Source organism: Trichocoleus sp. DQ-A1, assembly GCF_039961955.1.
Lineage (GTDB): Bacteria > Cyanobacteriota > Cyanobacteriia > Cyanobacteriales > FACHB-T130 > FACHB-T130.
In genome coordinates this window covers 177,516-198,821 of record NZ_JAMPKE010000006.1, presented here as the reverse complement: position 1 = coordinate 198,821, position 21,306 = coordinate 177,516, and the positions used below count along the sequence as shown (strand labels likewise).

The 21,306-nt window shown below is 47.5% G+C and carries 18 protein-coding genes; 8 read left to right on the top strand and 10 right to left on the bottom strand.

Going from position 1 to position 21,306, the window contains the following annotated elements; genetic code table 11:
• Positions 1-155 precede the first annotated feature (155 nt).
• The 4 genes from NDI33_RS08910 to NDI33_RS08895 form a co-directional block, all read right to left on the bottom strand.
• Positions 156-776 (bottom strand): diheme cytochrome C, encoded by a 621-nt coding sequence (locus NDI33_RS08910; protein WP_190414083.1) that lies wholly within the window; start codon positions 774-776, stop codon positions 156-158.
• A 111-nt stretch (positions 777-887) separates the two neighbouring features.
• The gene (locus NDI33_RS08905) at positions 888-1,796 is read right to left on the bottom strand and encodes a MoxR family ATPase (RefSeq protein ID WP_190414084.1); all 909 of its coding nucleotides are present in this window, start codon (positions 1,794-1,796) and stop codon (positions 888-890) included.
• A gap of 258 nt (positions 1,797-2,054) precedes the next feature.
• Positions 2,055-3,170 carry a bifunctional riboflavin kinase/FAD synthetase gene (locus NDI33_RS08900; RefSeq protein ID WP_190673755.1) on the bottom strand — a complete coding sequence of 372 codons (1,116 nt, stop codon included), beginning with the start codon at positions 3,168-3,170 and terminating at the stop codon, positions 2,055-2,057.
• Positions 3,171-3,234: 64 nt separating this feature from the next.
• On the bottom strand, positions 3,235-4,137 hold the full coding sequence (locus NDI33_RS08895; RefSeq protein ID WP_190414088.1) for an MBL fold metallo-hydrolase: 903 nt from the start codon (positions 4,135-4,137) through the stop codon (positions 3,235-3,237).
• Between the two features lie 1,995 nt (positions 4,138-6,132).
• Here NDI33_RS08895 and NDI33_RS08890 point away from each other — a divergent pair.
• The 6 genes from NDI33_RS08890 to NDI33_RS08865 all read left to right on the top strand — a co-directional run bounded on the left by NDI33_RS08890 (position 6,133) and on the right by NDI33_RS08865 (position 12,424).
• Positions 6,133-7,176 carry a PEP-CTERM sorting domain-containing protein gene (locus tag NDI33_RS08890; RefSeq protein WP_190673752.1) on the top strand — a complete coding sequence of 348 codons (1,044 nt, stop codon included), beginning with the start codon at positions 6,133-6,135 and terminating at the stop codon, positions 7,174-7,176.
• A 157-nt stretch (positions 7,177-7,333) separates the two neighbouring features.
• Complete coding sequence (locus NDI33_RS08885) at positions 7,334-8,203, top strand: 2OG-Fe(II) oxygenase (protein ID WP_190673749.1); 870 nt, start codon at positions 7,334-7,336, stop codon at positions 8,201-8,203.
• Positions 8,204-8,480: 277 nt separating this feature from the next.
• A complete protein-coding gene (gene grxC, locus NDI33_RS08880; protein ID WP_190414096.1) occupies positions 8,481-8,744 on the top strand; it encodes a glutaredoxin 3 in 264 nt (87 codons plus the stop codon).
• Between the two features lie 96 nt (positions 8,745-8,840).
• Positions 8,841-9,818, top strand: coding sequence for a glutathione synthase (gene gshB / locus NDI33_RS08875; RefSeq protein ID WP_190430521.1), 978 nt, complete (start codon positions 8,841-8,843; stop codon positions 9,816-9,818).
• The gene (locus NDI33_RS08870; RefSeq protein ID WP_190673746.1) at positions 9,815-10,951 is read left to right on the top strand and encodes a Gfo/Idh/MocA family oxidoreductase; all 1,137 of its coding nucleotides are present in this window, start codon (positions 9,815-9,817) and stop codon (positions 10,949-10,951) included. Before gshB ends, NDI33_RS08870 begins: the two co-directional genes overlap by 4 nt.
• Positions 10,952-11,215: 264 nt before the next feature.
• Entirely contained in the window at positions 11,216-12,424 is a 1,209-nt protein-coding gene (locus tag NDI33_RS08865; protein WP_190673744.1) for a tetratricopeptide repeat protein, read from the top strand.
• 48 nt (positions 12,425-12,472) lie between these two features.
• Here NDI33_RS08865 and NDI33_RS08860 read toward each other — a convergent pair whose 3' ends face one another.
• Positions 12,473-13,645, bottom strand: coding sequence for a GNAT family N-acetyltransferase (locus NDI33_RS08860; RefSeq protein WP_190673740.1), 1,173 nt, complete (start codon positions 13,643-13,645; stop codon positions 12,473-12,475).
• A 115-nt stretch (positions 13,646-13,760) separates the two neighbouring features.
• Positions 13,761-14,009, bottom strand: coding sequence for a hypothetical protein (locus NDI33_RS08855; RefSeq protein ID WP_190673737.1), 249 nt, complete (start codon positions 14,007-14,009; stop codon positions 13,761-13,763).
• Between the two features lie 71 nt (positions 14,010-14,080).
• On the opposite strand from NDI33_RS08855, the gene NDI33_RS08850 reads away from it, so the two are divergent.
• The gene (locus NDI33_RS08850) at positions 14,081-16,084 is read left to right on the top strand and encodes a serine/threonine-protein kinase (RefSeq protein ID WP_190673735.1); all 2,004 of its coding nucleotides are present in this window, start codon (positions 14,081-14,083) and stop codon (positions 16,082-16,084) included.
• A 46-nt stretch (positions 16,085-16,130) separates the two neighbouring features.
• On the opposite strand, the gene dprA is transcribed toward NDI33_RS08850, so the two are convergent.
• From dprA to NDI33_RS08835, 3 genes are all read right to left on the bottom strand, one after another.
• On the bottom strand, positions 16,131-17,270 hold the full coding sequence (gene dprA, locus NDI33_RS08845; RefSeq protein ID WP_190673732.1) for a DNA-processing protein DprA: 1,140 nt from the start codon (positions 17,268-17,270) through the stop codon (positions 16,131-16,133).
• 220 nt (positions 17,271-17,490) lie between these two features.
• Positions 17,491-18,141, bottom strand: a complete 651-nt coding sequence (locus tag NDI33_RS08840; RefSeq protein WP_190527371.1) for a DUF2301 domain-containing membrane protein — start codon at positions 18,139-18,141, stop codon at positions 17,491-17,493.
• A 68-nt stretch (positions 18,142-18,209) separates the two neighbouring features.
• Positions 18,210-19,013 carry an SAM-dependent chlorinase/fluorinase gene (locus NDI33_RS08835; protein WP_190673729.1) on the bottom strand — a complete coding sequence of 268 codons (804 nt, stop codon included), beginning with the start codon at positions 19,011-19,013 and terminating at the stop codon, positions 18,210-18,212.
• Positions 19,014-19,292: 279 nt separating this feature from the next.
• On the opposite strand from NDI33_RS08835, the gene NDI33_RS08830 reads away from it, so the two are divergent.
• On the top strand, positions 19,293-19,448 hold the full coding sequence (locus NDI33_RS08830; RefSeq protein WP_190414178.1) for a hypothetical protein: 156 nt from the start codon (positions 19,293-19,295) through the stop codon (positions 19,446-19,448).
• A 298-nt stretch (positions 19,449-19,746) separates the two neighbouring features.
• Here NDI33_RS08830 and NDI33_RS08825 read toward each other — a convergent pair whose 3' ends face one another.
• On the bottom strand, positions 19,747-21,114 hold the full coding sequence (locus NDI33_RS08825) for a TldD/PmbA family protein (protein ID WP_190673725.1): 1,368 nt from the start codon (positions 21,112-21,114) through the stop codon (positions 19,747-19,749).
• Positions 21,115-21,306: the final 192 nt, after the last annotated feature.

Here is a 21,306-nt window from a genome sequence, read left to right as displayed (position 1 = left end):
ATGAACTTAGGAGTCAGAAGTCAGAAGTCAGCGGAGAAGTCCTACTTGATTCATCTTTCTGCCTAGCGGTTTTATGCCTCCAAGGACCTTCGGCATTTATCAATCATCGTATCATTTCCACTTAGGCTGAGATGGTACGGGCATCCCGTCTAACTTTAGGGTGAATTTTCCCATTCAGCAGTCAGATCCCGGAAGTTGTATTGATTAGCGCCAGGGTGACAGGTGACGCAACTAGAGAGTTTTACGGGCTGGGGCAGTTCGACGCGAGGATGAAGTGCTTTTAAATAGCGAGATTCTGTAACCCGATAGGGCACGGTTTCTTTTTCTAGTTGGGGACGAGAGTAAGTCCTCACGTAATCCCAAATCAGTAAAAGTGAGGGAGTGATGATGCGCGGCAACTGCGTTCCGTAATGTTGGTGCGTTTCTTGCAGCAGATTTTTCCAGGTTTCCATCGGCAGAACGGCTGGGGGGACGGCAATGTGACAGGTGGAACAGTTATCCACGTAAAGTTGCTGTCCCAATTCGAGGCGACTGATAACCGGATCGACGGTGCCCATTATTTCTGTCGCTGTGTTGGCAGTGGTTGGGGACATTTGGGCAATGGGGACTTTGCTCTGAACGTCCATCGCCATTGCCATTCCCCATCCCAGGATGATGCTCCAGACTAAGAGCAGCAAAAACAAAGTAAAAAGCGATCGCTTGCGGATGCCCTTAGGCGCGGCTTCTCGCCCAGGGAAAGAGCGGGAGCGGGTTTTTGACCGGACAAGCTTTGGCATAACGGATGCTTGGGTAATGGGTAATGGGTCGTGGGTTGTGGTTTGTGAGTTACACCGACTACCTGCTACCTACTACCTACTACCAAAAGACAACTGACAAGGGACAAAAGTCTATGGAATCGGAATCGAGCGCAGCAGACGCTCCACAATCGTCTTAGCACGGCGACCGCCCGATGGAATGAGACGATGGGAAAGGACGTGAGGTGCCAGGAACTTCACATCATCGGGAATAGCATAATCTCGCCCTTCCAAAAAAGCCAGTGCTTGGGTACTTCGCTGCAAGGCAACGGTACCGCGAGGACTGGCACCCAGGGTAATTTCTTCATCTTCCCTCGTCGCCCGCACCAAGTCGAGAATGTACTGTTGCAAAGACGCCTCTACCTTCACGCCGCCACACAGACGCCGTAACTCCAGCACGTCTTCCAGGGAAATACAGGGCTGTAAATCTTCTACCCTAACGCCTTCAGCAAGCCGTTGCAGCATTTGGAGTTCTTCTTGCTCGCTGGGATAGCCCAAAGTTAAGGAAACTGTGAAGCGATCCATTTGGGCTTCTGGCAACGGAAACGTGCCTTGATACTCAATTGGGTTCTGAGTTGCGATCGCAAAAAACGGATTGGGTACGGTGCGAGAAACCCCATCGACGGTGACTTGTCGCTCTTCCATCACTTCTAATAAAGCCGATTGGGTGCGAGGCGTAGCGCGGTTAATTTCGTCTGCCAGCAGCACATTTGCAAACACGGGTCCCGGCAGAAATTCAAACTCGCGTCCGGCGGGATTCCAGATATTCGTGCCGGTGATATCAGTGGGCAAAAGATCCGGAGTACATTGAATGCGTTGAAACTTTCCGTCAATCGAGCGTGCCAGCGATTTAGCCAACAGGGTTTTACCAACGCCAGGGACATCTTCCAACAGGGCGTGACCACCGGAAAGGAGGGCTACTAGCACTAAGCGAATGGCATCTGCTTTGCCGACAACTGTGCGACCCAGATTTTGCGTCAGCTGCTCAATACGTTGTCTCATAGTCGTTATTTTTTAGTCATTCGTCAGTAGTGAATTCGTCCATTGTCCGTCGTCTGTTGCCTGTTGTCTGCGAACAGTAACAATGACTGATGACGACTGAGGATGGATGAATAAGACCGCTTAGCAATTCACGCTTAAAAAGGCTCTTGCTGCCTCGCAGTCTGCCTGTATTTGTATCTCACCTCACTCTATTGCAGTCCTCAGTCCTCAACCCTCACTCTTTGGCTCCTCACTCTTCGACTCCTCAGTCCTCAGTCCTCAGTCCTCAGTCCTAAATAAGGCTCTTGCTGCCTCGCAGTCTACCTGTATTTGCATCTTAAGCGCGTCCAGGGAAGCAAATTTTTGTTCGGGGCGCAAAAACTGTTCCAAGCTCACAGTTAAGGTCTTTCCATATAAATCTCCGACCCAATCTAACAGGTGAACTTCTACGGTGGAGGTGGTACCGTCTACCGTGGGGCGATTGCCAATATTCATCACGCCGATGCCCTCTATTGGCAAGGAACAACCATCCGCCGCTACTTTGGCTTCCCCATTCCCTGTTTCTGTTTGCCCGGTGGCTTCCGAACCATCCTCGGTTTCGCTATAAACTCTGACACAATAAACGCCCTGTCGGGGTAAAAACTTTTCTGAAGGAAGTTGTAGGTTGGCGGTAGGAAATCCGATGGTTCTGCCTAGTTGTTGTCCTTTCACGACTAATCCAGTGAGAGTGTAAGGACGCCCTAGTAGCCGGTTTGCCTGCTCTAAGTCTCCTTCTTGGAGCGCCTGACGGATGACTGAACTGCTAATCCGTTCGCCCTCACAGGTTTGCAACGGCACTAAGATAACATTGATGCCATAAGAGTGCGCGATCGCTTTTAAGTCCGCCCCCGTACCCGCTCTTTGGCACCCAAAGCGAAAATCCTCTCCGACACTCACACTTTGCGCTCTGAGTTGTCCCACCAAAATCTTTTCTACAAACTGCTGCGGACTCAAAGCAGCCAGTTCCCTGTCAAAAGGCAACAGCACCAGCTGTTCCACACCCAATGCCTCTAGTTGTCGTACTTTTTCGGGTCGGGGTGTTAGCAGTCCTCGGCGTTGACCTGTAAAAAACTCTCGCGGATGCGGATTAAACGTCACCACTGTAGCGATGGGATATTCGTTGGAACTGAGAATTTTCGTCTCAGGCGACCGTCCCGTGTCCTCACTTTGGCTTTGCCAATGGTATTCTAACCGCCGATGCAGGGACGATGGAGGAAGCGTTGGTACACCCGGAACGTCAGAAGCCTTCAAAATTGGTTTGACGACCTGTTGATGCCCGCGATGCACACCATCAAAGTTTCCCAAGGCAACAGCGGTTGGTTTTAGAGCAGTGTCAGGAGAAGAAGTTACCCACACGCTTTACATTTTTACATAATTTAGTCGTTCGTCATTAGTCATTAAGGATTAGCCAATGACCAATTTAGGCAGAAACGCCCGCTTCTTGGACAGCGATCGCATTTGGCAGATGATTCTGTGGCACTAGCTGAATTGACAAGCCTTCCCGCGCCATTATCGCTTCGGGAAACTCTTGCGCCACCTGTTCGCCAACCCGATCGAGAAAATCATCATTGTGCAGCGGATCGTGGTGGAAAATTACCAGTTTTTTCACATTCGCGGCACGAGCTACTTTCACGGCTTCCTGCCAGGTCGAATGTCCCCAACCTACTTTAGAAGATTTGGGTGAGTCGTATTCCTCATCCGTGTAGGTAGCATCATAAATTAGGACATCTGCATTCCGAGCCAGCCACAAAACTTTTTCATCCATGCGAGTCGGGGAGTGTTCTGTATCGGTCACGTAGGCGGCAGCGCAACCCCGCCAGTTGACGCGGTATCCCACAGCTTCCCCAGGATGGTTTAACAGGGCATTTTCGACTGTAATTTCTCCAATTTGTACCTTTTGCCCGATTGGCAAATCGTAGAATTTCAAATCGGCTCCCATGATTTGTAAAGGCACGGGAAAATTTGGGTGGAGCATTTGGTCGCGCAGGCGCTGCTCAATCGTCGAACCGTTCGGAGCAACCGTTCCATGAATATGAAACCGATTCCCCTTAATAAAAGCAGGAACAAAGAAAGGAAACCCTTGAATGTGGTCCCAGTGGGAGTGGGTGAAGAACATATAAGCTTCCACCGGCATTTGAGATAGCAGGGATTGCCCTAATACTCGTAGGCCAGTGCCGCCATCGAAAATCAGGCGTTCACCACCCACTCTCATCTCAACACAAGGCGTATTGCCGCCATACCGGACTGTCTCCGGCCCCGGACAGGCGATACTTCCTCTTACTCCCCAAAAGTGAATTGTGAATAGGTTTTGCATGCTAGACATGGGTGTTGCCTGTAGGATTCCGATCGCGGGTCATCAAAAAGGTTTTACTGATTGTTCATATAGTTTGATGCCAGAAGCCTGCACGAGATTGGGACCGTGCTTGCTTGAGGAAAGTCCAGCCAATCTCAAAAAGCCTTGGTTGCCAAACCAGGCTCAACAATTCAGCGGCTGACGTAGAGAGTGATCCGGCAGAAGACCCTATTCTTCTATTTGAGTATGACTCAAAACTGCTCCCTGGCATAATTACAGATGCCGCTTTTGCAAGCGTTTTTTACGGAAACTTTTTAAGTTACGCTATTGCCTCTGGTAGGACACGCATCCAAACTAGGAGGACGCTAGCTTTTGGATTAATTTAAAAAGCTTAGCAGTTTAGTTGTAGAAACGTCTGGCACTTGTGCAACAGTAATCTGTGATCCAGCTCACCTTCAAAATATAAACAAGTCGCTAGAGGATAAAACTTGCCTTGTGTAGACAGATGAAGTTGCACACCTGGAGAGCAAAATGTCCTAAGAGGAGCGGATTACCTCTACCTCTCTATATGGATATTACCAAGTCTGAGTCTAGATTGCCTGCCGCTTAGTTGAGTGAAACTTTTTTAGTAAGAGTTGACTGAGAATCACAACGCTCTCCTGAACTCGTTGCCCACATATAGCTTGAGGGCGATTGAGGGCATTCTTTGGGAATGCAGCTCTTCTATATCAGAATCAGAGCAAAATATAAAGCCATCAAAAAAGCGCTTTTTGTGACGGGCACTCTATTACTCAGGTGCTTTAATCAGTCACCTCCTCCACTTCTGGCGTCACTGATTATCTAGCGTGCGCCTAGAAGGTCTGGTTCAACAACCTTCGTCAGCTCGGTATACACAGCCGTATGAAGCAAGGACAGATATCTACCCGCTACCAGCCTCTGCCAGGTCTTGTAAGCTCTGAATCATTGTATTTATTGCTTGCCTAGTACCGGGGGCACCCAGATGACTACTACGATTGCCTTTAACAAGATTGCTCAAGTCGATAGCAAGACAATAGCCCTTCTCCGTTGAGTACACGCTGGAGAGGCGAACAATATATTTGTCCGAACATCAGCCTTGCAGGGAATACCAGCGAGAACCGCTATAACTGTGCTGTCTCATCCGACTTTAGATTTTGGATTTCAGGTTTTGAATGGCACAAGTCTTGACAGCAAGGACTTTCAGCAATTTACTTGTGGCGACATTCAGGTGAAATGGTCTCAAAGCTTGCTTGAAGCGTTGTTTATTTTAGCTAAACCGAATCTATGTATAGCAGTAATACCACTTCAGGGCTTCGCATACTTACCCTTGAGAAGGCTGTTTACCCTCGGTAAATACTCAAAGCAAGCAGGATTGATTTAGCGATTAGCTAAATCAATCCGTATTGATATCAGTGCCAAAAAGAATTTACTTATGATTTTGGCGGTAAAGTAACCTGCCTAAAATATTCAACCTCGTGTTTCGACTCGGTAAATACTGAAAATGGCTTTTATAGGATTTGTATCACCCAAATAAGTGCGTAGTTCTGCTGAAGACGTTACACCTATAAATGTGAAACACTTAATATTGAAGCTCGATATTTTGCGGTAATTGCAAAAGTTGAAACCTTGCGATTGCTGCCCAGAATGATTGACTGGAAAGAATTTCAAGGCGCAAGCATCAGTTTTAAGCGTAGTGTCTCTTATAGGTAAATGCCTAGAGAAATGCTCGGAAATCAGCAAAAAAATACTCATAATTTGAGTTTAAATGAAGATACGAAGAAGTTTTAAAAAATCGATAGACAATCAAAAGAATACTCTCTACAGTAGAAGTAACAATAAATTAAACATGATTGATTTTCAGGAAAATCAGGGGAAATCTACAAGTTCAAGGCATTTCATTGATGTTTAAACATCCTGTGATATACAACCTTGCACTGTAGTGCAAAGATCGCAGATTCCATAGCGCAACTTCAGTTCACTCTTAAATTGGTAAAGGTTTTAATTACGATGAAAAGGACAATCCCAACTCTACTTAGTTATTCCTTCGTGGCTGCTGGTGTTGCGATCGCATCTTCTGCATTTTCCCCAGCCCATGCTGCCTCAATGACTTTTAGCTCCAATGACTTTACAGGTGCTAACGCGAAGGTCAACTTTACATTGGATGACGCCATAGCCGGACCAGGCAAAATTCAGTTCACAGTGGCTGTTGACACGAAATTCTCATTTGGGGACATTCGCGGAATCTTCTTCGACATTCTTGATAACTCGCTCCTAAGTGGTCTGAGCGTAGTTGGTCAAAACCAACTAGGTCAAAACCAATTAATAACCACGACTGCCTATAGCACCAGCGACAACCTTAGCACTGTTGGTCAAGCTAATTTGAATGGCGATGGAGGCAATCACTCATTTGAATTTGGCATAGAAATTGGTGACACAGGTTTGAAGGGCGGTAAGGACGACTTTCAAACGGCCGTTTTTACCCTGTCCCATGCCACAACAGCTTTAACCCTCTCTCAGTTTTACGGTCAGGAATTCGGAGTGCGCCTGATGAGCGTAGGAGATACCAATGATGAAAAATCTCGTCAGGAAAGTAGCAAACTAATCGGAACCGCAGGTCCAGCGCCAGCACCTGCTCCAGCACCTGCTCCAGCACCCGCACCCGCACCCGCACCAGCGCCAGCACCTGCTCCAGCACCCGCACCAGCACCCGCACCCGCACCCGCACCTGCTCCAGCACCAGCGCCAGCACCAGCACCAGCGCCAGCACCCGCACCAGCACCCGCACCCGCACCTGCTCCAGCGCCCGCTCCGGCACCCGCTCCAGCACCAGCGCCAGCTCCGGCACCAGCTCCAACACCAGGTGGCACCACCGGCGTTGATTACAGCAATGGCGGAACGGGAGTTGACTACGGTTCCGGCACCAATCCCAGTACCGGCGGCACTAAGAGTAACCCTAAACCAGTACCCGAACCCAGTACAGTGGGCGCACTCATGCTGACAAGTTTTGCCGCCATGCGGTTTGGCAAAAGACGGAAGACAAGCGCACAGTAGCGTTAAGCGCTAGTTAAGCGACTGTTTTACCTCCCCTAGAGATACATATTTCAAAAAGAGCTTCTCACTTACGATACGGTGAGAAGCTTTTGCTCAGGGTGAATTTACTTCAAGCCAAAAATCTCAATGCGATAGGTATGTGAAAGTAGGAAAACTTATGGAAACATCTGCTCAAGTCAAGGAGATAAAAGTCAAACTGCTTTTAGCAGGGGGGCATCAATACACTGTCTTTCTAAAGTCAGACGCCCCTATGCTAGAAAATCTGTTAAAAACTGTTGTGGCTCGCTCTTATAAGCAAGAAGATGGTTTTTATGGGTTGTTCCAGATTCCGATTGATGAGGGTCGCGCTTCTCTGTGTTTTCCAAGCGAACATCTGGTTGGTGTAGTTACCGAACCCTCAGTTTTTGTCATGCAAGAGGAACTGAAACCTCAACCAACGGATGTTTTAGCGTCTCCCTACGTGCAAATTGACAATTTTCTGACTCAAGAGGAACACAAACAACTACTCGACTATGTGTTTAAAAAAGAGCCAGCCTTTGTACCTACCAGCATTTCAACCGATGCGACTGATTATCGTCGGTCTATGGCTCTCTACTCTTTCCCTGAGTTTTCAGAACGGATAGTCAATCGCCTGCGAGCAATTTTACCGGATATATTTAGTAAATTAGGGATTCCATCATTTCCTGTATCTCAAATTGAGTCACAATTAACCTCTCACAATGATGGAAATTACTACAAAGTTCACAATGATAATGGTAGTCCTGATACTGCTACCAGAGAATTAACCTATGTTTACTACTTTTACCGAGAACCCAAAGCTTTCTCTGGTGGAGAGCTACTAATTTATGACAGCAAGATTGAAAATAACTTTTACGTGAAGGCTGATTCCTTTAAAACAGTTGAGCCTCGTAATAATAGCATTGTGCTTTTTCTCAGTCGTTATATGCATGAAGTATTACCTGTGCAATGTCCCTCAAAAGCCTTCGCAGATAGTCGCTTTACGATTAACGGATGGGTTCGGCGTTAATATTTTTGCGCCTTCAGCTAGATTTTCTTTCTCTAGCTTCAGCGCTAAGCAATATTCAATGGCTATTTTCCCTTAAGGATTGATTTTTGGGAAACTTCCACAAGAAGCTCTCCGCTTTGATTAAGCGGGGAGCTTTTTAGGATGGAGCGGGACTTCCGGTACGGGACGTGCTAACTAAGCAAGCCAAGATTTTCAGTAAACTTTACTCGGAAAACAAAATATAGATGGGTTTGACTAGACTAAGATCAAGAAAAATTACTTAATATTTGAGGACAAGATGGCTCCTAAAGTGGAAATTTATACCTGGAGCAGCTGCCCCTTCTGCATCCGTGCCAAGGCTTTGCTCGATAAAAAAGGGGTTGATTATATCGAATACTGCATTGATGGGGATGAGGCGGCACGGGCGGAGATGGCAAAACGTTCAAGTGGGCGGCGTTCCGTACCTCAAGTTTTTATCAACGATCGGCATATTGGGGGGTGCGATGATACCTATGCGCTAGAAGCTCAAGGTAAGCTCGATCCACTCCTGCAATCAGCATAGTCATTTGTCCTGAGTGGCTGTTTGCGGACAACGGACAGCGAACAACGGGCAGCGAACAGCGGACAATGGACAAAAGACAAAAAGCTGATGGCTAACATGAAACTTGCTTTTATTATTGACCCCATCGAACGCCTAGATCCCGGTCACGATACCAGTGTGGCGCTGATGGAAGCAGCACAAGCACTGGGACACGAAGTTTGGATTACTCAGGCGAATTTATTGAGTGTGGGGGATGGCAAGGCTTGGGCGTTGCTTGAGCCGGTGCAACTGACGCCGGTGCAACTGGTGGAAGGACGCTGGGTGGCGGAGTCGCGATGGTTTTCTGTCGGCGATCGCGTTTTACAACCGCTGGAAGGAATGGACGCGGTTTTCATGCGAACAGATCCGCCAGTGACCGTTCCTTACCTCTACGCTACCTACATTCTGGACTATATCGATCCAGCGAAAACCTTGGTCATCAACGCCCCCAATGGGTTGCGGGCGGCAAATGAGAAGATGTACGCACTCCAGTTTAAGGAGGCGATTCCGGAAACGATTGTCAGTGCGGATAAGCAGGTGATCCGGCAGTTTTTAGAGGCCAAAGGGGCAGCAATCCTGAAGCCGTTAGGAAATAAGGCAGGGGAAGGGATTTTATTTTTAGATCCGAGCGATCGCAACTTTAATTCCCTGATAGAACTCAGTACCCTTCAGGCACGAGTTCCAGTGATGGTGCAAACCTACTTACCCGCCGCTAAGGAGGGAGACAAGCGAATTATTTTGCTTAATGGCGAACCGATTGGAGCCGTGAATCGCATTCCTACTGGGAAAGAATTTCGCGGCAATATGGCAGTCGGGGGGAGAGTGGCTCAGACGGAAATTACCCAACGAGAGCGGGAAATCTGCGCCCAATTGGCTCCTACACTGCGCCAGGATGGTTTAATTTTTGTCGGGATTGATGTGATTGGCGGCTACCTCACGGAAGTGAATGTCACCAGTCCTACTGGCATCCGAGAAATTGATCGACTTGATGGCACCCGTCTCGGTTATCAAGTGATTGAATGGGTGGAAAAGTTTAGATCGGAAAACCCTGCATGACATTCAGCAATTCAGCCCAAGCATCGAACCCAATTGGCGTAGCAGTGGTGGGGACTGGATTTGGTCAGAAAATCCACATCCCCGGATTCCAGGCACATCCGCGTACTCAGGTGGTTGCCGTTTACAACCGGGATTTGGATAAAGCGATCGCTCTCGCTTCTGCCCAGAATATCCCCCACGCTTGCAACACCCTAGAAAAAATCGTCGCTTTGCCAGATGTCGCCGCTGTCAGTATTTCAACGCCGCCCTTTTTGCACTATGAAATGGCGAAGACGGTGTTGCAAGCTGGGAAGCATCTATTATTAGAAAAACCCACAGCCCTGTCAGCGACTGAGGCACGTCAGTTGTATCAGTTGGCGAGAGAAAAGGGCGCGATCGCTACCCTCGATTTTGAATTTCGCTTTGTCCCCGCATGGCAGCGATTTGCGGAACTTTTAGCAGAAGGGTATGTGGGGCAACAGCGCCTGATCAAGATTGATTGGCTGGTGTCGAGTCGTGCCGATGCCACGCGCCCGTGGAACTGGTATTCTCGGAAAGACCAGGGAGGAGGAGCATTGGGAGCCGTCGGTTCTCACGCTTTTGATTACATTCGCTGGTTGTTTGCACCTGTGCGGCGACTGTGTGCCCAGCTGATTACAGGAATTCCTTTTCGTCCAGACTCGAACACGGGTGAAATGAAGCCGGTGGATGCGGATGATACGTGTATGCTGATGCTGGAACTGGCGGATGGGACGCCTTGCCAACTGTGTATCAGTTCGGTTGTCTATGCATCCCGGACACACGGGATCGAAGTTTATGGCGATCGCGGTACGTTAGTCTTGGGCAGTGAAAATCAGAAAGATTACGTACATGGTTTTCGCCTCTGGGCGGCACCTGCGGGTAAATCCCTCGCTGAGGTGGAAATTCCGAATCTGCTGGCGTTTCCCCAAACCTATACGGATGGGCGTCTGGCACCCTTTATCCGAGTTGTAGACAACTGGGTGCAGGCAATTGACGCCGGGAAAGCGATCGCGCCATCGCTGCGAGAGGGAGTTTATTCGCAGCTGCTGATGGATTTAGCCCATGAATCCCATCAGACGGGTTGCTGGGTGGATGTCCCAAGTTTGGACACTTTCCTTGCCAGTCGCTCATAGCGACAGTCAACGTAGGAGATTAAGCTTCAAATACAGTTAAGTTAACGTTTTGAGGCAACCTATTTGCGCCCCCTTCGGCTCCTGAAAAAGGAGATTTTTTCTCATAGCCCCCAATTTATCAGCGGATTGGGGGAGCTTCTCTCAAATGCTGATTTATCTAGCGTATTTAAGCCGAACCGGATCGCGTTGCAACTTTGCCATTTGCCTCGCGGCTGAGTTAGATTAAAACATCTTTTCAACCGCTTTTCCTCAGGGTGGGCAGCAATGTTACCTGTCGCAGTTTTCGTCTGTCTTGGCTGGATCGTGTCTGTTTGTATACACGAGTTTGGTCATGCGGTAGTTGCTTATTGGGGCGGGGATACCTCAGTTAAAGATAAGGGGTATTTGACCCTGAATCCCCTCAAATATACCGATCCAACTTTGAGTCTGGTTCTGCCCGTCGTCTTTCTGCTCATCGGTGGGATTGCGTTACCAGGTGCCGCAGTTTATATCAATCAAAGCCAATTACGCAATCGTTGGTGGAAAAGTGCTGTCTCCGCAGCGGGTCCCATCGCTAGTGTAATCGTGACTTTATTGCTCACGATTCCCTTTTGGCTGGGTTGGGTGACGCCATTCAGCCAACACTGGATTGGCCCAGCTTTAGCATTTCTAATTATTCTACAAATCTCCGTTATTCAGTTCAACTTTCTGCCAATTCCGCCGCTGGATGGTTATGGCATTATCGAGCCGTGGTTGCCCAATCAAACTCAAATTAAACTGAGAAAATTGAGCAAATATGGAATTATTGCCCTCTTCATTCTGCTTTCATTCGTAAAACCGTTAAATCTGCTTTTTTGGAAATCAGCTTTTACAATTGGGGCACTGCTTGGTGTTCCAATGGAATTGGTATGGAAGGGATACACATCTTTCAACGCTGATTCCGGCATTTTATTAGTAGCAGCAATTGGTGTTTTTTTACTAATTCGTAGAGTGATGAGTCCGCATCACGCTTGTTACGAAAAAGGCAATCAGCTACTTAAATCACAACAGTACGAAGAAGCGATCGCTTCCTATGACAAAGCCATTAAACTAAAACACGATTTTTGGGAAGCGTGGCACCATCGAGCCTGGGCGTTAGGAAGCCTACAACGGTATAAAGAAGCGATCGCTTCCTACGAGCAAGCAATTGTCCTCAAACCAGATAACCCCGCTACCTGGACTGACTGGAGTGGGGCACTCGCTGCATTGCAACGGTATGAAGAAGCGATCGCCTGTTGTGACAGAGCCATCGAAATCAATCCTCACTACCCTTATGCTTGGTATAACAAAGCTTGCTTCTGTGCCCTACAAGGCAAAGTTTCTTTAGCGCTTGATTCTCTAGAACAGGCAATTAATCTCGATACCAATACATTTAAAACCTATGCCAAAAATGAATCAAGTTTTTATCGGATTCAGCAACATGAGCGGTTTAAAAAAATGATTGGTGAATTGTAGCTAGTAAGATAATAGCCATTGCCTACCTTGCCCCTAACTAATGAGCCGCTAAAAATGATCTGGCATCCACGGTTCGGGACTGGCAAAGAGCAGCATGGCGGTCGATAAAGAATCGGCATCCCCTTCAATTTTCCCAATTGTTTGTAACTGATGAGCTGTCAGTAACCCTGTGAATAAAGGTGCTAAGCCTCGCACATCTAACCGTAATTCACCGCGTCCGCCTCTTGTCACTTCACCGCGTCCGCCGGAAACTGCCAAAACAAATTTTCCATTGTTATCGGGCAATACATTATCTTGAATTTCAAGATGTAATTCGGCTTCTAACCCAATCGGATAGCCGCGCATTGATAGTGCTTTTGGCACATCAACGACTCGCACCAACCATCGTTCTAAATGGGCAATTTTGTAAGTTTGTTCTGTGAGTAAAGACAAAAGCGGGTCTCCTGCCTGACCTTGCCAAATCACCTTGTCTGCGAGAGAACGGTGATCGGCAAAGAAAGTCCATAAACGACGTGCTGCTGCTGGTGTTAATGCCACCATGTCTCTGACTTCAAGGTGATAGCTTGTGTCGCCCCTCTTTTGGCTGAAAATGATGTAACCTTCTGCTTTGTCTTCAAAGCCAATCCGGTAGGCGTAAATCACGTCTTCTGGGGACTCGACAATGCCTTGCCAAATGGCTTGGTGGCGATCCAAGTTGCCACTGGAAGCGATCGCTCGTTGACGGTAGAGTTCGTGAAATTCGTGGTGAGTCGCTTCCACGCGCTGCATCGGCAAAGTGCGATCTTTGAGCAGAATCGTCTCTGTCGGCACCGTCAAACGGCAATAGTTCCCAGCTTGTTCGTAACCCACTTTCCGATAAAGGGCGCTGGTAGAGGCGTAGAGCGTCGATAGGGGAATCCCCTTAGCGTGACACTCCTTAACAATATTCGTCATCAGCGCCGCTGCTACCCCTGTGCCTCGATGCTCTGGCGCAATGCCCACGGCGGCAATTCCGGCGATAGGTACGCGAGAACCTCCGAACCACTGACCCATGTTGAGAATGCCTAAGCCCCCAGCCGTCTGTCCTCCTTGGCGGATGACGCGAAAGTTCTCCAGCCCAATCCGATTTAAATACATCTGCCAGCTATCTGGCGGTGAATTGAAGCACTGGGTTAAGATTTGCCCAAGCTGTTTAGCTTCTTCAGGGTTAGAAATCGTGCCGAATTCAAAGTTAGTTGTCATATTAGGCTGCTAATTGCTGATTAATTTTTTACGATCAGCCATCATTATCTGCGTCTGTGAAATCGAAGCGAACCGAAGGTCGTCCTTGGAGGACATCGCGTTCTGGATGAACCGCCTAAAACTTCATTCCATTCTCTGCCACGATGGGATTGAACTCATGCACCACTATCTCCCGATAGGTAGAATCGTGAGATAAGGGTTGCATCGCCACCGCCATACCAATGCCTATCCCTGGTGTGCCTGCTAGCGATCGCAGCGAAATAGCCGCCGTGTTTGCTGGTTTCGTAATCGCACCGTGCTCAATAAAAAGCATCAGAACTGTAGCCGTCAGAAGTATTAAAGCTAATAAAAATTGGCGTTTCATGCTTGTGCCAAACTGGGGATATTCTGGGAATACTTATCATAGACTCAATCTACTATTCCCTCCCCTAGAGTATGATTTGCTGCCTTAATCCTGATTGCCAGAATCCCCAAAATTCTGATGGAAACAAGTATTGCCTGAGTTGCACGATGCCATTAGTGCTGCTACGAAGTCACTACCGCGTTATCAAGGTGCTTTCCAAGGAGGAGGGATTTGGCAGAACTTATCGCGCAGAAGATATAGATAAGATGAATGAACCCTGCGTCGTTAAGCAACTGAAGCCGCAAGTCCAGGGAATCCACAAGGCTGTACAGCTATTTAAACAAGAGGCACAGCGACTGCAACAGTTAGGAGAACATCCTCAAATTCCCACGCTATATGCGTATTTTGAGGAAAACAATTACCTGTATCTGGTGCAGCAGTTTATCGATGGGCAGAATTTGTTAAAAGAGTTGGAACAACGGGGTGCCTTTAGTGAAAACCAGATTCGAGAATTATTACTCGATATCCTACCTGTTCTCAAATTCGTTCACGATAAAAAGGTAATTCACCAAGATATCAAACCCCAGAATATTATTCGCCGTCTGAGTGATAACAAATTGGTGCTGGTTGATTTCAGTGCATCCCAGCCTTTGACGGCAACACAGGCAATTCAACCAAGCACAAAAATTGGTTCTTTAGGATACGCGTCCTATGAACAAATGAAGGGGGACGCAGCGTCTTCAGCCAGTGATTTATTTAGTTTAGGTGTGACTTGCTTTCATCTATTAAGTCAAAAACACCCTCACTTATTGTTTTTAGAGCGCGGCTATGAATGGGTACCTAATTGGCGACAATACTTTGGGTATTCCGTTAGTAACGACCTGAGCGAAGTTCTGGATAAGCTATTGCAAAAAGATGTCAAGGCGCGTTACCAATCGGCAGATGAGGTGATTCGTGATTTGATGACTCAATCAGCAACTGTACCGCCGCTTGTAACGCCAAGTATATCTATAAAGCAGATATTAAATGACCTGATTAAACATATAAGGGTAACAGTATATATATTTAATAAAGCTAATAGAAATTTAAAATATAAACTCATTTTGATTGGAATTATTTTAGTGTTAGGAATAACCTCATTTAAAACATCTACTCATTTAATTTCATTTTTAACATCTCAAACAACATTTTTACTTAATAGCCCATCTAGTCATGCCTTTTCAGAAAAAACCTTAAGCAGGCATTCTTACAAGGTTAATTCTATTGCTATCAATCCGGATGGAGAGACTCTAGTTAGTGCCAGTCATGACAAAACTATTAAAGTATGGAATATGAAAACGGGAGAGTTAATCCGTACTCTAACTGGGCATTACTACTCGGTTTATTGCGTCGCCATTAGCCCGGATGGACAGACTTTAGTTAGTGGCAGTAGTGACAAAACCATCAAAGTGTGGAATCTAAAAACCGGAAAGTTAATTCGCACTCTTTTGGGGCATTCTAGCTCGGTTGATACTGTTGCCATTAGTCCGGATGAACAGACTTTAGTTAGTGGCAGTGATGACAAAACTATCAAGGTGTGGAATCTGAAAACCGGAAAGTTAGTCCGGACTCTTTTGGGTCATAAAAATTATGTTTGGTCTGCTGCCATTAGCCCCGATGGACAGACTTTAGTTAGTGGCAGTGATGACAAAACTATCAAGGTGTGGAATCTGAGAACGGGAATTTTAACCCGTACTCTTTTGGGGCATGACAACTCGGTTAATTCTGTAGCTTTTAGTCCGGATGGAAAGACTGTAGCTAGTGGTAGTTGGGATAACACTATTAAAGTATGGAATCTGAAAACGGGAGAGTTGATTTATACGTTAATGGGGCATTCAGACTATGTTTATTCCGTTGCATTCAGCCCAGATGGAGAAAATATAGCTAGTGGCAGTAGTGACAAAACTATCAAATTATGGAATCTGAAAACAGGAGAGTTAATAGATACAATGACTGAGCATGACAACTCAGTTAATTCTGTTGCTTTTAGCCCAGATGGAGCGACTTTTGCAAGTGCCAGTAATGATACAACTGTCAAGATTTGGCGGATGCAGTAGCAATTTAGGATTTTAGATTTTGGCTTGGAAAGGGTAGCGATCGCGCTTAAGATTTCTGATACCGCATCCCTGGCAATTGCGACACTAACCCCATCAGTTCTAACTGCAACAGCGCACTGGAGACTAAGTTCGCTGACTTACCCGTTTGCTGCACAATTAAATCAAAAGCCGTCGGTTCTGAGGAAATGGCTTGCCAAATTTGTTTGAGTTCTGGTTCTAAATCTGGTATGGGAGGCTGATTAAATAAGTCTAGCTGTTGCACTGGATCGAGTTTTGGAATCGCTCCTAGCATCTCTAATAAATGATTTTCATCCAGAAAAGGTGTCGCTCCCTTACTAATTAATTTTAAGCACCCCAGCGACTGCCGATCGTCCAACCTTGCAGGCAAAGCATAGACATCTCGACAGAATTCATTCGCATAATCGGCAGTAATTAATGAACCGGATCGTGTAGGCGCTTCCATTACCAGCACCGCACGACTCAAACCGGCGATAATCCGATTGCGAGGGGGAAAGTGTTCGCGCTTCGGTTGGGTACCAGCAGGATACTCACTCAGCGCTAACCCGCGATCGCATATCTGTTCGTATAGGGACTTGTTGCGCCAAGGATAGACGACATCCACGCCAGTCCCAAAAACTGCTAGCGTCCGTCCCCCAGCTTCTATACAGACGCGATGCGCTTCTGTATCAATGCCATCTGCCATGCCGGAAACAATCGTGAAGCCGCTTTTCGTCAAAGCAGCGGTAACTTTGCCAGTCCAGCGTTTGCCATACTCAGAGGGTTGGCGAGTGCCGACAATGCCAATCGTTGGCGTAATGCCATGATTTTCTTGCAGTTGTACTTTGCCGCGATAATACAGCACTGGCGGCGGGGTAGGCGTCTCTAGGAGTAAACGGGGATAATCAGCATCCGCTGGCGTCCAGAAACAGGGATTTTTTACCAAGTGTTCTTCTAAAAATTGTTGGGGATGCAGGCGCGATCCCGAAGGGTATGCGCGGAGCGCTGCTCGCTTCTCTACCACCCCCTCAATTGTTTGACGCCCAAACCCCTCCACCTCCCTCAAGGCGGCTGGATTGGCTTTCCAGGCTTCACTGAGCGTGCCAAAATGCTGGTGCAAGCGCCTGAGCAAAATTGGGCCAATTCCAGGGATTTGCGACCATGCTAGCCAGAAGGCACGTTCTTCCATAACAGTTAAATGATTGGCAATACAGGAAACCTAACCCCTTCCTTGAGTAGATTTTGTTGGCGAATTTTCGCTTTAATGTTTCCCTGCGAGGGGAGAGGCTAATGATTTCCCCTTCCCTCGCAGGGAAGGGGGTTAGGGGGTTAGGTTTTAATTCGCCAACAGCTTCCTAGCAGGGGAGGAGTTGGGGGAGAAGTCATTTTATTGGGTTGAATCGCTTTCCTCAAGCCTTCGCCGAATGCTGTTGTTTGAGATAGACAAATACCGACTTATCACCAATATCCGGTGGAATTTCTTGCACTACCTTACGCAAGGCAAAGATGACAAATAGAATTGCCCAAACTGCCAATAATCCCCTTTCTACTGACACTGGCAATACACCCGTCAGGTGTCCCAACAGCAACATTGGCAGCAAAGGCGTGAGAACTTTAGTTTCCAGACGGTTGAAGCAAAAGGCTTCTTTAAAGTAAATCCCCGTTAATGCCGCAAAGGTGAAGCCAACTCCAAAAAGGGTTATTGGGTGATTGTAGACATATAGGGCAAGAGGTTCGCTACTTTGCAGCGCCAGCACTGTCGCTGATAAAACACCAATTGCCCAAAAAGCTTGAAGGAGTCGGTGTAGCGGTTCTAGGTAAATATGGATGGTAAATAAACTGACGCCCAATGCCAAACAAAAACAAGCGTACAGCGGGGTGAGGAGTGACAATCCCATGTTTGTCTTTAGCACCAGAAAGCTACCTAAAGCAAAGCTTAAAGCCGCTACCATTAAGCCGCTACGGTAAACGATCACTCCAGTGCGATCGCTCTCGGTTATCGTAAATTCTCCAAACTGACCTTGATAAACTGCCGAATCTGACGCATTTAACTGAGTCATAAAACCTATCCGAAAATTGCTATAGAATATCAGCGATGCGGATGTATAAATCCCGATTAGGAATTGAATTAATCCAGAAGAAGAAGCACCTCATCTCCCCAGTCTAGTTGCAGTTGCGACTGAGCATTGCCTCCGTTGACGGCAATTTCGACCCAACCGTGACTGCCAATTAAAGCGATCGCTTCTCCGGTTGGACTGTCGCTGTAAGTCTGGCAACTGGGTAGCCTAAATCCCACAACCACAGACCAGATTTTTCCTTGGACGAAGGTACCTGGAATATTTGTAATTAAGTTGCCAAAGCGATCGATATACTGAATGCAACCCGTGACACCCGCCTCTGTCTGGCTGCATTCAGGGATGGGCAGTTGAACTACGCTGGCTGGATCGATAGCGTCTCCCAGTTGTTCTAGTGGAACGCCGCTGGCAAGATGGGCACCCACGGGAGCAAAAATATCTCGACCGTGAAACGTTGAACTGGGTTCGGTGGTGCGCCAGTAGTCGGGGTTCGTGAGTTCGACGGCGGCAATTTCGGGTAGGGACGGGGAAACCCCAGGACTACTCAGAATGCCACTAAACAGCCCGTTATCTGGTCCCACCAAGAAACCGGCGGCAAATTTAACAGCGATCGCTCTGCGGCTACTCCCCACTCCCGGATCGACAACAGCAATATGCACTGTCCCTTTTGGGAAATAAGGGTAGGCATTCATCAAACAAAACCTTGCGGCTGTAATATTCTGAGGGGGAATCTCATGGGTGAGATCCACCACCGTCAGCGTCGGGTTGATTTGAGCAATCGCGCCTTTCATCACCCCTACATATACATCGCTTAAGCCAAAATCGCTCGTCAGAGTAACGATCCGGTTGTCATACATCTTTGTTAAGAGGGATTCTTTGTGCCAAGCGCGGGTGCGATGCTGTTGATGCAACCAGAACGCGCGGTGGTTTGAACGTCTTTTTTGAACGTTTTCAGAGTCTAGCTTACCTTCAGCAAGGGCGATCGCTCCCAGACCCTAATTCGTTCCACAGCCTCAACCCTTAACGCTAGCTAACAAACTATGAATATTCTGTAACAAAAACTACCATTTTTTGGGTATTTAGGTTATATTAGATAAGTAGCAGATACCTCAAGTCGCTTAAAAAAAATGTCCATTATGAACGGAAGACGCCAAGATAACCAGAAAAATGCGGCTGCGGCTCACCGCGAAAATATTCAAAAAAGCTTGCAGCATCGTCTAGAAATCGCCAGAGCCAAAGGTGACGAAGCTTTGATTCGCCAGTTGGAAGCAGAAGCCAACTACTTCCACTAAACCTGAATTAAGCGATACTCTCAGTCTCAAATACCGAGCCTTCGGAGTCTGCTGTTTCCGTGCAAGTGTACTGGGGCAAAACCGCCACAAATGCCATGCTATGCACGTTAATTAAATAAAACAAAAGGGGATGCCGCTAGTAAACGGCATCCCCTTTTTGATTAGAGCGTCAATCGATTCAGATCCCCGACTTCTCAGGGAAGTCGGGGATCTCGCGTTCACGAATCATTTAGAATTGCTATACGGTAATGGGTCATTGGAGAAAGGGAGAGAATTCTTCATAGCTTCCCGGTTCCTCCTAGCGACCGCCCACCACGACATTTTTAATTCGCAGATGGGGACCCCCCACACTCACGGGTAGCGGCATTTGTCCGCCTTTCCCGCACCCGCCATTGATATAGATGGAGTCGTTCCCAATCGCCTCAATATCTTTGAGCGTTTGGAAGACATTGCCAGTCAGACTGACATCAGTCACTCTTTCAGCTATCTTGCCATTGCGAATCATATAGCCTTCAGCAGCGGCAAAGGTAAACATCTCGCCGTTGGTTTGTCCGCCAAGCATCCGCACCGCATAGACGCCTTCCTCGATATCCCCCATCATGTCATCGAAGGAGTGTTCCCCCGGTTCAATGCCGGTATTGGTCATCCGCACCAACGGAGGATAAGTGGCGTTGAGTGCCCTAGCGTTGCCAGTCGGAGCTTCGTGCAGCTTGCCAGCAGTTTCGCGGTTATGCAAGCGCTGGGTGAGGATGCCGTCTTTAATTAAATATTTGCGTTGAGCGGGGACGCCTTCATCGTCATACTTGAGAGAACCAGGTAAATCGGGCATCGTGGCATCATCAACCACATTCAGTTGTTTGATGGCTAAGGGTTTGCCTAGAGTAAGCAATTCCTGCATCCGGGGGTTTTCGTAGACAAAATCAGCTTCCGAAAGATGTCCAAAAGCTTCGTGAATGAACACACCCGCGAGATATGGGTCGAGAACGACGGTATATTGTCCGCCTTTGACTGATTTGGCTTCCAATTGACCGACAGCGCGTTTGGCGGCTCCCAGTACCTGGTCTTCAATTCCTTCGAGAATGTTATAGTCTGTGCGGGAATGGACAGATTCAAAGCCTTGGCGGGGGGCAGAACCTTCTTCCCTAGCGATCGCCCCAAATCGACCCGACACATCCAAGCGTTCTTGGGCAATACAGGTGCCGAGAGAATTGGCAAAATAGGTGATGCCGAAGCGATCGCGCAAATTCACCATTGTCGTTTGAATTCGGGGGTCGAAATCTAGCAGCAGTTGGTTATATCCCTCCAATAACCGCCGCTTTTCTGCCAGAGAAACCCCACGTGGATCGCGCCCGATTTCCACCGCCACATAATCTTGAATGGGTTCCATTGGCGCTAGCATCGTCGTTTCTTTTCCGACCAGATGCGCTTGAGAAATCGCTTCTTCGATCCGGTCTTGCAACTCAGCTAAACCATTGAAAGTGACAAAACTCCAGCCGCCCTTGTGGCAAGCGCGAATGCCCCCAGCCAGGGTAAAGTTACGATCTACGGCATCCAGCTGATGACCGCGAAAGGAGATAGAGGTAGACTCACTTTGTTCTAAGCGAATTTCTAGATAATCTACCGCTGTACGGTAAGGAGCGATCGCTGCCTGTAACCGATCTTGCATAGAAGTTTCCACTTTTTAATCCTTTTATTTAGCCCCTGATAGGGATTCTAGGCGATTGTTAGGGCAGGCTGCTTAAATCGATTGGCACTGGATTATTGCTTAATTTGTACTAAACCGAAGGTGAAATCAGATTAATTATCGGATTTCTCCCTTCAGTTAAAAATTTGTCTATATTTACCTTTGCAACATCTA